General features: G+C 36.8%; 15 protein-coding genes and 1 pseudogene. 8 read left to right on the forward strand and 8 right to left on the reverse strand.

Annotated elements, in window-relative coordinates; all coding sequences use genetic code 11:
* Nucleotides 1-115: 115 nt before the first annotated feature.
* Nucleotides 116-1402: pseudogene (locus ACFSY7_RS06775) on the forward strand (YfhO family protein); the annotation flags it as partial.
* A gap of 12 nt (nt 1403-1414) precedes the next feature.
* On the opposite strand, the gene ACFSY7_RS06780 reads toward ACFSY7_RS06775, so the two are convergent.
* On the reverse strand, nt 1415-2050 hold the full coding sequence (locus ACFSY7_RS06780; protein WP_380147306.1) for a peptidylprolyl isomerase: 636 nt from the start codon (nt 2048-2050) through the stop codon (nt 1415-1417).
* Between the two features lie 899 nt (nt 2051-2949).
* Here ACFSY7_RS06780 and ACFSY7_RS06785 point away from each other — a divergent pair.
* Nucleotides 2950-3366, forward strand: a complete 417-nt coding sequence (locus tag ACFSY7_RS06785; RefSeq protein ID WP_380147308.1) for a hypothetical protein — start codon at nt 2950-2952, stop codon at nt 3364-3366.
* A 41-nt stretch (nt 3367-3407) separates the two neighbouring features.
* On the opposite strand, the gene ACFSY7_RS06790 is transcribed toward ACFSY7_RS06785, so the two are convergent.
* Nucleotides 3408-4088 carry a hypothetical protein gene (locus ACFSY7_RS06790; protein ID WP_380147310.1) on the reverse strand — a complete coding sequence of 227 codons (681 nt, stop codon included), beginning with the start codon at nt 4086-4088 and terminating at the stop codon, nt 3408-3410.
* Between the two features lie 598 nt (nt 4089-4686).
* Between ACFSY7_RS06790 and ACFSY7_RS06795 the strand changes: the two genes are divergently transcribed.
* Nucleotides 4687-4833: a hypothetical protein gene (locus tag ACFSY7_RS06795; RefSeq protein ID WP_380147311.1), complete on the forward strand. Its 147-nt coding sequence runs from the start codon at nt 4687-4689 to the stop codon at nt 4831-4833.
* A gap of 71 nt (nt 4834-4904) precedes the next feature.
* Here the strand turns inward: ACFSY7_RS06795 and sfnG are convergent, their stop codons facing one another.
* From sfnG to ACFSY7_RS06820, 5 genes are all read right to left on the reverse strand, one after another.
* A complete protein-coding gene (gene sfnG / locus ACFSY7_RS06800; RefSeq protein WP_380147312.1) occupies nt 4905-6053 on the reverse strand; it encodes a dimethylsulfone monooxygenase SfnG in 1149 nt (382 codons plus the stop codon).
* Between the two features lie 85 nt (nt 6054-6138).
* The gene (locus ACFSY7_RS06805) at nt 6139-6357 is read right to left on the reverse strand and encodes a hypothetical protein (protein WP_380147313.1); all 219 of its coding nucleotides are present in this window, start codon (nt 6355-6357) and stop codon (nt 6139-6141) included.
* Nucleotides 6358-6894: 537 nt separating this feature from the next.
* On the reverse strand, nt 6895-7209 hold the full coding sequence (locus ACFSY7_RS06810; protein WP_380147314.1) for a DMT family transporter: 315 nt from the start codon (nt 7207-7209) through the stop codon (nt 6895-6897).
* A gap of 1 nt (nt 7210) precedes the next feature.
* The gene (locus ACFSY7_RS06815; RefSeq protein ID WP_139994444.1) at nt 7211-7540 is read right to left on the reverse strand and encodes a DMT family transporter; all 330 of its coding nucleotides are present in this window, start codon (nt 7538-7540) and stop codon (nt 7211-7213) included.
* A 69-nt stretch (nt 7541-7609) separates the two neighbouring features.
* Nucleotides 7610-8188: a TetR family transcriptional regulator gene (locus ACFSY7_RS06820; protein WP_380147315.1), complete on the reverse strand. Its 579-nt coding sequence runs from the start codon at nt 8186-8188 to the stop codon at nt 7610-7612.
* 203 nt (nt 8189-8391) lie between these two features.
* Here ACFSY7_RS06820 and ACFSY7_RS06825 point away from each other — a divergent pair, with 203 nt between their 5' ends.
* From ACFSY7_RS06825 to ACFSY7_RS06840, 4 genes are all read left to right on the forward strand, one after another.
* Nucleotides 8392-8943 carry a copper resistance CopC family protein gene (locus ACFSY7_RS06825; RefSeq protein ID WP_380147316.1) on the forward strand — a complete coding sequence of 184 codons (552 nt, stop codon included), beginning with the start codon at nt 8392-8394 and terminating at the stop codon, nt 8941-8943.
* Nucleotides 8943-10010, forward strand: a complete 1068-nt coding sequence (locus ACFSY7_RS06830; RefSeq protein WP_380147317.1) for a copper resistance D family protein — start codon at nt 8943-8945, stop codon at nt 10008-10010. Before ACFSY7_RS06825 ends, ACFSY7_RS06830 begins: the two co-directional genes overlap by 1 nt.
* Before the next feature lie 172 nt (nt 10011-10182).
* Nucleotides 10183-10719, forward strand: coding sequence for a glutathione peroxidase (locus ACFSY7_RS06835; protein ID WP_380147344.1), 537 nt, complete (start codon nt 10183-10185; stop codon nt 10717-10719).
* A 12-nt stretch (nt 10720-10731) separates the two neighbouring features.
* Nucleotides 10732-12417 (forward strand): methyl-accepting chemotaxis protein, encoded by a 1686-nt coding sequence (locus tag ACFSY7_RS06840; RefSeq protein ID WP_380147318.1) that lies wholly within the window; start codon nt 10732-10734, stop codon nt 12415-12417.
* 243 nt (nt 12418-12660) lie between these two features.
* Here ACFSY7_RS06840 and ACFSY7_RS06845 read toward each other — a convergent pair whose 3' ends face one another.
* On the reverse strand, nt 12661-12789 hold the full coding sequence (locus ACFSY7_RS06845; protein ID WP_255411542.1) for a hypothetical protein: 129 nt from the start codon (nt 12787-12789) through the stop codon (nt 12661-12663).
* A gap of 112 nt (nt 12790-12901) precedes the next feature.
* On the opposite strand from ACFSY7_RS06845, the gene ACFSY7_RS06850 reads away from it, so the two are divergent.
* Nucleotides 12902-13423 carry a GNAT family N-acetyltransferase gene (locus tag ACFSY7_RS06850; protein WP_380147319.1) on the forward strand — a complete coding sequence of 174 codons (522 nt, stop codon included), beginning with the start codon at nt 12902-12904 and terminating at the stop codon, nt 13421-13423.
* The last annotated feature ends 7 nt before the right edge of the window (nt 13424-13430 follow it).

Below are 13430 nucleotides of genomic sequence, written 5' to 3' on the forward strand. Positions count from 1 at the left end.
GTTGATTTTGGTGTAGGAACTTTAATTATACAGGCTCATATTGAATGGGTCTTTTTTTATTTATTTTGAGTGGTGCACTTAATATTACAATTCGTCAACAAAAAAACGCACCTTTTTAATTAGTAGTTCGATTATTATAATGGTCTTAGTTTATAGTAATTTCTTTCAATCCAACTTATATTCCCATACAGAACTTTCTACAAAAGAGTATCTAACATCCGACAAATATATGCCGACACAAGACACTTCTGCATTCGATTATATTAAAAATCACGAATTAAATGACACTGTTCGAACAGATTGGTCAAATATATTCCGAGAAAATATGACCTCCCTTATGCCGATTAACGGTTTTAGTTTATATTCTAGCATTTCAAATGGCTCTATTATGGATATGTACATGCGCGATTTGCAAATTGATACAGGGCGTGAAAGTCTAAGTCGCTATCGTTCATTAGGTGATCGAACAAATTTAATGGCGGCCTTCCAAAGCCAATTTTATATGCGTCATTCAACATACCAAAACATTCCTTACTTATATGAAAATGTTCATACATCAAAGAATTTTACACTGTATGAAAACCAAAAATTATTACCCGCATTTCGTGTAGTAGATTCTTTTTATAATGAGGAAGCATTACAGCTCGAGTCAACACTTGCAAAAGAGCATGCACTTTTACAAGGAGCAATTACAGATGATGGCACTACGCCCTTGCCAACTACAAATACTATTAGACCTACTTCCATTACATTACATAATGGAAAATGGAAAAAGGATAGATTAATCGTTCCTCGCAAGAAGAATGAGGGTGAAATACTCATTCACCTGCCGAAGATAGAGAAAATAGAGACATTATACGTTCAAATGACGTTATCTCCAATTAAACGCTACAAAAAATTCACATTAAAAATCAATGATTACGAAACAAGTCGACGAAGCAACTATGCAAAATACAAGACAGGCTTCAATGACCTAACTTTCGCCATACCAGCAAGTGACCTAGTCAAAATCAAATTACCGAGTGGTAAGTACCATTTAACAAACCTGCGTATTTACGGTGAAGATTATAAGACCTTAGATGCGGCATACAAGGCTGCAAAAAAAGCAGATTTCACTTGGAATAATGCCGATGCTTCTGGCACAGTTACCGCAAAAAAAGATGACCTATTAGTGACACCCATTCCATATGAGCCGGGCTGGCATATTACACTAAATAATGAAAAAGTGGATGCCAAAAAAATCAACTATGCCTTTATCGGCATTCCACTACAACAAGGTCAAAATCAGATAACAATGCATTATGTACCACCCTATTGGTCTATCGTCTGGCCGATATCTGCTGTATCTTTAATATTACTTGTTGCCTTGATTTTATGGCGCAAAAAAAGTAGCGCAAATTAAGCGCTACTTTTTTTATTTATTCGTTACAGGTGCTGGGTAATCAAAGCCCTTTGTATCGACTTCTACCTTTTTCATCACTTGATCACTATTTGGTTTATCTGCTTTATCACGAGGTGCATTCACAATCGTATCAACAACATCCATACCTTTTGTTACTTTACCAAATGCAGCATAGTCACCATCAAGATTAGCTGATGCCTTTACCATAATAAAAAACTGTGAGCCCGCTGAATTGGGGTCGCCTGAACGAGCCATTGAAATAACACCGCGCTCATGTTTTAAATCATTTGTGAAATCATTATTACTAAATTCACCATCAATTGTATAACCCGGACCCCCTGTACCATCACCAGATGGATCGCCTCCTTGAATCATAAAGCCAGGAATTACACGATGGAAAATTAAGCCGTCATACTTCCCTTCCTTTGCTAATGAAACAAAGTTTGCGACTGTATTCGGTGCCACTTTTGGATAAAGTTCTAGCACTACTTTTTCATCATTCGCCATCGTAATGGTTACAATTGGGTTCTCTTTCACTTTTTCTGCATAATCTGCATTTGATACCTGTTCCTTCGTTGTTTCAGATGTGCCACATGCCGCAAGAATCGCCACAAAAGCAAATACTAAAACGATAGACCATTTTTTCATATTCTTCTCTCCAATCTAAAAAAACAATTCGCCTAATTATATCAACCCTGCATATAGCTGACTATTAAAAGCAAATTATTTTCAATAAAAAAGAAATTGCCTAAATTAATCTCTCCTTATCCTATATTTGTTGTTTCAAAGTAATGCTTAACAAAATACTGCAATAACTCATGTAGCTTTTTTATTCATTTCCTTTATTTAGCATTGTTTGCCTCGCTTTATGAATATATTTCACTAAAAACATGCCTTCTCAGTCAAGTAGAAACTTAACCTTGCATTCATCTCTTACCTGCGAGCGTTGAGGTAGGCGTATTCTACAAGAATTGAAAGAAGAAAGAAAAATAGCTAACTAATTATTTTTTAAACATATCGATATATTTTATGAATTAAAAGAATCCTATTTTAAACACCTACTAATCGCTTTTCTGAAAAGTTTTTTTTATTATAAACCATTGAACATTCTTAACAATTATAGCTTCATAAAAAATCATTTAAATTTGTAAATATTTTCAATAAAATTATTTAAAAAGAATATATAATTTATATGATGAAATACTAAAGAAATAATTAAATGCATAAAAAATTATTTTTATATGTATATTTAACGAATAAAATGATATTATTTTGTCAAAAATAATAGAAAAGGACGATAAAATTATTAGTCATATTTATTCTTGTAAGAAAAATAGAACAATAATAGAATAAACATATGGAGAGATTACCCTCTCTCCTAATCCTTAAAAAGCTGATCATTGCCGTGATCAGCTTTTTTTATTGCTGTTATTTGTTCTAATTTATCGACTTGCTTCCATTTTTTCACGAAATTACGACAACCTTATAGATTTACTCCAGCGCATTTCGTAACATTAGACCTTGATTCCAAAAGGAGGTCTAAGAGATTGAAAAAAGTAATCCCACTATTTTTCGTAAGCTTATGTCTAATCATTTTAGCTGGCTGTCAAACTGCCGCACCTAAAATTCAACAATACATCGAGGTAAAACAATATCATTCAGACGAACATGCATATAAAACCGTATCCGCACATACATCAGCACGTGATACACGTAATTTTTTAAGCTCGCTTGACTGGGAAGAGGCAAATTTAGCTAAAGTCAATTCGCCGGATTACACCTTACAATTTTCCAACTCTGCTACAACCGTCAAATCAGCGACTTACAACATTTGGTTAAATCCATCAAAAGATAAGGCAGAAATTATAATTGATGGCGAAAACAAACATGTGCAGCTAGACCGTCAAACATCTGCTAAATTATTTGATTACCTGATTGGGCAACCGCTAACTGCTATAAAATAAAGATAAAAAGGCTGCAACCTATATAAGTCGCAGCCTTTTTATTATTTTGCTTTCTTTTCTGTGCCTTGCTTATATTCATACGGCAAAAAACTAATTTCTTTCTCTTTTTTATTAATTAATAATGTACCTTCATATACAGTGACCCCAGCTGTACTTACAGCTTCTCCGGTCTCTTTCATTTTTAAATCTGCATCCTTTTGATCCGCTGCAGATAATTTTAAATAAAAGTTGCCGCTATATTCACTGTAGCCTTTTAAATAAAATTCATTATTAATTTGTGTTTGGTACAGTTTGACCGTTTCAATTTTTGCTTTTTTATTAATTGTTGGGGTATTCCCTAAATAACGATATGATGAATAGTTTTGTGTATATTCCATCACATCATATTCTTGCTGAATTTGAACCGTATCTGTTTTTTGGTAATAGCTATACGCAACCGTAATTGCTAGTAAAATATTAATTAAAAATAATAGCTTACTCGTACCACTAATTCGTTTGTAAAAAGGCTCGCGCTTCGCATCTTCTAACTCTTGACGAATCGTTTCTTTTTCATCTTCTGATAAAGGTTTTCCGACACGAATTTCTGTTCCTTTACTTAGATGATCGATAGCCGTCTGATTGGCTTCTTCAAGACGACGTGCCTTCATCTTGTACACATACTTATCCCAGAATAACGTAAAGACATTAATAATCGTTACAATAATCAAGAGAACAACATTCATTATCATATTTCTGACCTACTTTTTTAAATGATTTCGATGCCTATTATAAAGCAAAGAAAGTCGTTCGGTCAAAGGTTCTCTGTGAGTTCACTATTAATAATGCAGGAGGTCAACTATTCTTCTACGTTCCTTGCTAATAGTCATTTTCATTTAATAAACTTATTTTACATCGGCAAATGAAGTCGTTCTATAGACATGCTTAAAATAACAATTCAAATGAGTTAAATCCGCAAAATTACAGTCCACAACTATTTTATAAACATCCTTTGTTTGCTCTAATAATTATCTTGCACATGGATATAACATAACCCCAACATGCTCTTTAAAATATTGAATCAGTTGAAATTTTGACATATCTACTTCTTCTGCAATCTATTCAAGAAATAGCACACTATCTAAATTTGCATGCAACACTTCTTTTGTATAAAGCATCGTACGCCTTACCTTCGTCTGCTGTATTGTAGATATATACTCACCTCCCTCTATAGCCATTAACATGAAAGAGATAGGCTGTAGTGAATAGTGTATTATCGCAATAATAAATTACCAATTAATTCTTTTTATGATAAAATTTTAATAAATGGGAAGGTGAATTTTTGTGAAAAATATTTTTCTTATTTTATTCGGACTTATTTTAACCATCTTTCTCGTTACCTTCTTTGAATCTGTTGGCTTGATGATTGTTGCAGGTTTAGCGTTTGGGACATTACTTAGCATTGCCTATAGCGTACATACGAAATCGTAAAAAAGCTGAGCATACGAAAATAAGGAATCGCGCGTTGGCACGATTCCTTATTTTTGTTGTGAACAACTATTTTATTTCGCCCCGGCAGATGTTAAACCACCAAATGGACTTAAAAATGTTCGTCCTAATGTATCATCTTTTTTCGCTATCGGCAGTTTAGGAAATAATAGCTCTGCCGTTGTATACGCTTCCTCTAAGTGTGGGTAGCCAGATAAAATAAATTTATCAATCCCTAAATTCTGATACTCCTTAATACGTGCTGCCACTGTATCCGGGTCTCCAACAAGCGCTGTTCCCGCTCCTGTCCTTACTAAGCCAACACCTGCCCATAAATTCGGACTAACTTCTAGTCGATTACGGTCCCCCTCATGTAGGCTCGTCATAAGCCGCTGTCCCTCTGAATCCATTCGCTTAAAAACTTCTTGTGCTTTTGCGATTGTTTCATCATCCACATGCTCAATCAGTTTTTCAGCTGCAGCCCATGCCTCCTCCTCTGTTTCGCGTACAATCACGAAACCGTTGACACCAAATTCGATTGGTCCTTGGCCTGCTTCTTCACGTAATGCGCGCACTTCATCAATTTGCTTCTGAATATTTTCAAGCGTATTGCCATTCATGAAATATACATCGGATACACGCCCTGCCATCGCTTTCGCTGCATGTGAATTGCCACCTTGGAAAATTTTTGGCGGACGAATAGGCTTTGGCTTATGCTGTGCATCATTTAAAGAATAAAAATCGCCTTTGAAATTCGCATATTCTGCTGTCCAAAGCTCCCGTAGGACACGAATAAATTCCTCGGAACGACGATAACGCTCATCATGATCTAGCCAAGGCTCGCCGTAGCCAATAAATTCGCCTTTAAACCAGCCACTCACAATATTCACTGCACTACGCCCGCCACTCACATGGTCAATGGTCGCAAGCATTTTTGCCATTACTCCTGGATGCCACAGTCCTGGTAGCACAGCGGTAATAATTTGTAGTTTTTCTGTCCTTGCCGCAAGTGCCGCGGATAAGGTCGCCGCCTCTAGCTGTAACTCTGCCCCGTAGCTTGCAAAAAAGCGTGTTTGTAATAAAACATAGTCAAATCCAAGGTTTTCCGCAATCTGTGCGTAGCGCACATTATCCTCAAAGTCCCAGCCTGTCTTTTGTGGCAATTTCGAAATAACTAGCCCACCACTTACGTTTGGCGCCCAATAGGAAAATTTCAATGTCATGAAAAACACCCCCTTTAATTAGAAAATTCAGATTTTTTATGATAATAATAACTATCATATAACTAAGAATTATGTGTAAAAAATTTTAATTTACTTGCAGCAGTCCACTCTTTTGCTCCATAAAGTCTTCTAGTTTTCTAGTTAATCCACCTGGTCCAAATTTTTTTCCTACAGCACAGTGCTGTAAGCTAAATTGGAAAATTAACCGACGGCGTTTAATAATATCGTGCACCCCTAGCTCAAAAAAATAATTATCAATTGTATTATAAATGCCTTTTATAAATGTCAACATGGTTAGGTACATTTTTGCGCATCTAAGTATGTACAATCATGATCATAATGGCTATCACTATTCAAATTACTGCATAATTACAACTTGACATAGAGCCGCTATTCATATGATTTTTGAGCCAAAAACGCAGCCATGATAAGGCTGGCTCATCCGCAANCCTTTAAAGCAAATTTCTCCTCACAAAACTGCACAAAGCGTAAATCTGGTAAATGAAATACCTCATCTAGATTGGCCATGCTATCCTCTCCTTACAATGCACAAAAGCCTCTCTAATCCAAAAATTAGAGAGGCTCTAGTTGTCTAGTCACCTGTAACCAAAACACAAAAGGAGAGCAAATCGATTATTAATCGATAAGCCCTCCAGTTGTCTGGTCGGTTTGTTTAATTTGTTGTTGCTAGTATAAACATTACTATTCCTAGTAGTCAAGTATGTTTTTAAAAATTTCAATAAGAAATCACTTAAAAACCGCTTCATATCTGGATTTAAAAAAGTTAAAAATATTTTCCAAACAAAAAAACACCTCCAGTAATCTGAAGATGTTGTTCCGTTTAAGCCATTGCTTTTAAGCCGATTAAGCCGACGATAATTGCCGCCATACTAATTAAGCGCATTCTATTTTTTGCTTCACCAAAAAATAAAATATTCACAACAACCGCACCCACCGTACCAATGCCAATCCAAATGACATAGGCAATGCTTAATTGTAAATAATGAAATGATTGATAAAGGAAAAAGAAGGATAAGCCAAATCCACCAATATAGAGTGCGAGCTGCCAGAGCCTCTTAGCCTGACTAAATAAACGTAAACCGACAACACCGGCAATCTCACAGGAAGCGGCTAATAATACAAATATCCAGCCCATATTATGCCTCCTTCCCTTTGCCATCACTTAATTTCAAGCCAATAATTCCGGCAATTAAAATCAGCATGAAAGCACTCGTCATCAAATCAAATGGTTTATCAAAAATAAGTAAATCCATTAATACGGTTCCAAACGTCCCGACACCAGCAAAGATAGCATAGACAGTGCCTGTCGGTAAGTTTTCACAGGCTTTCGCTAAAAAGTGGAAATCGAGCATAATCAGACCGACAATCAAAATCCAATGCCACCAGCTCGATGCAAACGAAAATCCTAAAAGCCATAATATTTCACAGAGACTGGTTAAAGCGACGTACATCCAGTCTTTTTTCATAATAACTCCTCCAAATTTTAAAAAAGTGACTCGTAGTCATTTTTTGTGTTAAAAATATAGGTATTCAACTTATTGAATACCTAATGCGCGGTGGACAAACGTTTTTAGTGTACGAATTTGTTGTGTAGCAAATGCTTCATCTACTTTATCATCGAATAAATAAAGCTGCTCTGCTGTCGATTCAATAGTTCCGATTAAAATACGTGCTGTACTAAATGCATCCATATCCGCATTCATTGATTGTTCTTGTTGACCTCGCACAATTAAATGAGCCATCCAATCATAAAACGGAGAGTAAATGTCTTCCCATTCACGAATATACTCACTTTTTGCAAGGCCTGCATATAAAAGCTGTAATCGATCCTTTTGTTCCAGGTTAAAGCGCATCATCGCGTCAATCATATCATTTAGCTGTTGCGCTGCAGATGATGACTTCTTTGTTTGCTGTTGCAAATACGCAAGAATCTCAACAACTACCTGCTTAGCAATCTCAGGCATAACTGCTGCCTTCGTTGGAAAATACAAATAGAAAGTCCCTTGTGCAATGCCTGCGAGCTTCACAATATCGGATACTTTTGTATTATCAATTCCTTGCGTTAAAAATACTTCCTGTGCTGCAGCGATTATACGCTCTTTTTTGTCAGCCATGTATGCGCCTCCCTTCTACTTTCCTCTATCGTAACGGATAGTGTGAATGACTGTCAATCAGTAGGTTTTGTGACAACCGTGTGAAATCGAGATACTTTTTACACCATGAGCTCCATTTGTGAGTGCTTCTTCACAAATAGTTCATGATTTTCTTGTACAATAGATGATGAATAATAGCTAAACTAAAAGGAGCGGTAAACAACATGATGAAACGTTTTATGCCCGTTGCAGCAGCAGCCATTGTGACAACAACAATGAGCTTACCTGCTTTTGCACATTCAGAATTAACAGCCTCAAATCCAACAGATGGACAAGTCGTAAAAAAGGCACTTGATGAAGTGTCCATTACCTTTAGCGGCAAAATTGAAAAAGGGAGCGACATTACCGTAACAGATTCAAAAGGCAAAGAAGTCGAATCAAATGATTTAACAATTCATAATACTGAAATGACGGCTTCATTTGACGAGCCCCTTGCAAATGACGACTATCAGGTTGATTGGAATGTCTTAAGCGCTGACGGCCATCCAGTAGAAGGCACGTATTCATTTTCTGTTAATGCAAAAGAAGTGAAGGAAGAAAAAGCAGCAGAAACTACTACTGAAGAAAAAGTAGAAACGAAAGAAAAAGAAGAAAAACCAGCTACACCAACTGAGGAAGAGGTCACTGGTCCATCAGTTGGCATGCTAGCAGCTGTCTTCGGTGGATTAGTTGTCGTGATTGGCGGCGGTTTATTCTTCTTGTTACGTAAAAAATAATGCTCGAAATTTCTCAAGCATTCCTTTATATTTGTCTAGCGATTTTAACAGGAACATTTGTGCTTTATAGCGTGCCTGCACAAAAGCGTCCTGAAATCGTTGTACCGAAAAAATGGCTACTTATTAGCGCGGTTGCCATTCCTATACTATCTTTTGTTGCAGTGATTGAAGTTATTATTAATCTTGGCGCACGTATTGGCTACTTAGATGCTACCCTGCTTGTATTATCTTCTACAACGGTAGGACTCGCGTGGGTGATGACACTCGCCTTTTCTATTATGCTGATTATTTTAGTCGCACGCGGTATGTTTGCCCGCTTTGGCCTTTTGATTATGGTCATCTTGACGATGACGCTAGCTTGGGGAAGTCATGCGACATCCATGAATTTTACAACAGGCATCATCAGCGATTTCTTACATACGATTGCGATGAGTGTTTGGGTAGGAACATTATTTGTTGTGAGCTTTTTTGCAAAAAATACAGCTAATTGGCTGGCATTCTTAAAATGGTTTTCAATTGTCGCAGCAGCTAGCTTATTTACGATCATCATTAGTGGCTTAATTTTAATGGGTGTCCTTGTGCCAAGCTATGTTACATCATGGCTAACAAATTATGGTCAAGGGTTATTCTTAAAGCATATGTTTGTTGTGCCAATTGTTTTATTAGCTTTTGCCAATATGATTATTGCACGTTTTATGTTAAAACGAGACATGCCGTTTAACCCGCTTCCATGGGTTCGTATCGAAAGCTCATTTTTAATGATTATTTTAATCATTACCGCTTTCTTTACACAGCAACAACCGCCTGTTCATGAGCTAACACAATCGATGGTATCTCCTGTATTCCAGTGGTTGCATGGTGGAGCGGCAATTGACGGAGACACAGTTATGAATTTTGCGTTTTCTGGTGTGGCCGTCGCCTTTTTATCACTTGCGACGATTAGTCTTTGTATCTTTTTGATGTCATTCCTTATTCGTCAAATACCAGCTTATGTCACGTTTATTCTCGGCTTTATTGCTGCGGTATCGACGTACGTATTCGTTATGAAAAGCATTGTATTGCTCTAAAATTAAATCGTTTTGAAAGAAGAATCCCATTCATGGCGATTCTTCTTTTTTATTTGTGACATATTCTTGTATCATTTCAATATCTTTTACTTTTTTCTAGCACACATATAGTCTTTTAGTTTTATTACCTATATAATTAGAACTAATTTAACGAAGAGAAGAGGAGATTTTTATTAGTATTTATAATTACTTGGTAAAAAAGCCCAATAATGAGATTTTATCAATGCAAACGTATCAGCAACAAGTCATGCTTATTGTGAATACAGCAAGCCAGTGTCAATTTACATATCAATATGAAGATTTACAAAAACTATATACACGTTATCAAGAACGTGGCTTTACTATTTTAGCCTTTCCTTGCAATCAATTTGGTGAACAAAATCCAGAAGATAGTCAAACGACTGCCACACAATGCAAATTACAATATGGTGTCTCTTATCCAGTCTTTGATAAGGTGATGGTAAACGGCGAAAAGGCATTTCACTATTTAAAGCATGAAATATCTTGCAAAGATATGCCTCGTGACAATATGCAACAACAAATGTTGTACGCTCATATTGAGGAAAATTATCCTGACTATTTACTCGCGCCGAATATTCGCTGGAACTTCACAAAATTTTTAGTAAATCGTCAGGGACATGTTGTGCATCGTTTTGAGCCAGATGATTCTATTTTAGATATTGAACAAACAATCGAATCATTACTTTAAGGAGGAAACCCAATGAGTGTTAGTAAAAAATTAAATTTGTCCTTTATCTCCATTTTAATTATTATGTTTTTATCGATTTCGTTTGCGATTATTAATGTCGTCTCCATTGATAAAAAAGCAGACGAGGCCTTCCAAAATAGGATTGTACAAGTACAATTACTTGATGAAATTATGATTAATTTGTATAAACAAGGTCTATATGCGCGTGCCATTATTATCGAGGACTCAGAAAGTAATCGTGACCTACTAGCTGCTAGCGCAAAGGGTGTCGATGATTCCATTGCAGAGCTAGAAAATTATTTAATGGCTTCCTCAGTCAAACAGCAATGGAGGGAATTGAATACATATAATAATGAATTCAATGACCAAATGAATGCCTTTATGACCGCAATTGATGAAAAAAATAAGCGTGAGGCAAAACGAATTGTTATAGAGGATATTGCAAGCTCAAATGGGCATTTGGTAAAGCTTGCGGATGAAATGCGAATGTATCAAAATCAGCAATTAACCGATATTGCAGATGAAACAACTTCTGTGATTTCGTCGACAAAATGGACAGCTAGTATTTCATTAATTATCAGTATCGTGATTACGCTATTCTTTATCGTGTATATTCGTCGTCATATTGTGAACCCGCTGACGAATGTAAACAAGCTCGTAAATATTGTCGCCGATGGAGATTTAACACAGCAAGATATTCCCGTACACGCAAAAGATGAAATTGGTCAGCTTGCGATAAGTGTCAATAAAATGAAAAATAACCTTCATCATCTTGTGGAAAATTTACAAATGAATGCAGAGCAATTATCCGCAGCAGCCGAAGAATTGTCGGCAAGCACAGAAGAAGTAAGTGCGACGAGCGACGAAATTACATCACAGGTCGAAACGGTTGAAGCGCGTGCTTCTTCATCTGTTGAAGCATCGAATGAAAGTGCTTATGCAATGGACGAAACCGCTCAAGGCGTACAACGCATTGCCGAATCTGCTCAAACATTAAACGAATCGGCATCAGATACGAGTATTCAAGCCTCACAAGGTCTTGCGACAGTGAGCGATGCAAGTAAGCAAATGACAGACATTAATAATTCGACAGATTTAGTTAGTCAATTAGTGACGAAGCTTTCCGCACAAACGGTGGAAATTGCTTCGATGACAAAAATTATTACTGACATTACCGATCAAACGAACCTACTTGCACTTAATGCCTCAATAGAAGCGGCACGTGCAGGCGAACATGGGAAGGGCTTTGCAGTTGTTGCTGCAGAAGTTGGAAAACTTGCGGAGCAATCGAAGAAATCAGCGAACTCGATTAAACGCTTAACGGACGAGATTCAGCTAGATACAGCGAATGTTGAAAAAGCGGTAGCAGCGTCCCTTGTCTCTGTAAAACAGGGTGTTGATGTAATTGAGGAGGCACATACATCCTTTGATACGATTTCAATGGCTGTGTCGACAATGACCGCACAAATCGAAGATATTTCTGCAACATCTGAGGAATTATCTGCAGGTGCTGAGCAAGTAGCCGCCTCTATTCAAGACATTTCTGGTGGGGCATCACAGACTTCTCAAAGTATTCATGTCATTGTTGATTCAATGGAAGAGCAAAAAGCGACGATGGAGCAAATCAGTCAGGTCGCGATGGAATTAAGTAATCATGCGCAGCAATTAAATGAAGAGATTCGCGCATTTAAAGTATAACCACATAAAAAAGAGACTTGGACAAAACACGTCATGTTCCTTTTTTAGCATTCACAACACAAAACCGGAACCGCGCCACCGCGCGATTCCGGTTTTTTATATGCTCATAGGAAAGGTTGTTTTACACGTATGTCCCAGTCTCTTTTTAAATACTATCAACGTGGTAGCATTTTTGAACTATCTAGCATTTCATCCTTAATTTCTTTTAAAATAGTCGACACATCTTCTACAGAAATGGTTCCTTTAGACGTTGTAAATACTTGAACTACCCCCACTTAGCGCGACCATTGCGACAAGCCAAATAAGGATGGTCAGCCACATGCCTTTTTTTGTTGATACAAAATCTGTAATCGAACTTAATAATTTTTTCATTTGTTCTCCTCCTCACTACAGGACTATAGCAAGCGAATATAAATTCCAGAAAAAAATCGCATAATTTTATTTGATTTTGGGAATAGAATGGATAATGATAGGAGGCTTTCACATGGTCATTTTAGAAAATAATCGATTGAAGCTCGTACAACCTGATTTACAGTATTTAGAAGCAATGCATCGTATTCATGCTGACCCTTCCACAAATCGCTACAACCCAGGTGGGCCGCATGAGTCACTAGAACAAACCCGCGAGATGTTACTAAACTGGATGGATGACTGGACACGTGACGAAATTGGCTATTTTATTATAATTGAAAAGGCCTCTAATGACGTGATTGGCATGTGCGGTGTGCGCTACCGTGATTGGCAAAATGGCCGTATTTTTAATTTAGCGTATCGATTAGATACAGCTTATACACGGAAGGGCTATACAAAAGAGGCTAATGAGCTTGTACTACAGTATATTCACGATACAATTGATACAAATCCTAAGATTGTTGCGCGTACGAAATATAATAATATCCCGTCGATAAAAACGGCGGAGGCCCTTGGCTTAGCATTAAATCCTCGCTTTGATAATTTTGAAGAACCGGGAGATGTGTATTTATTTAATAAAGGCTGCTTTGCTTAAAAAGATC

The sequence above is a fragment of the Kurthia populi genome, assembly GCF_042686175.1.
Lineage (GTDB): Bacteria > Bacillota > Bacilli > Bacillales_A > Planococcaceae > Kurthia > Kurthia populi.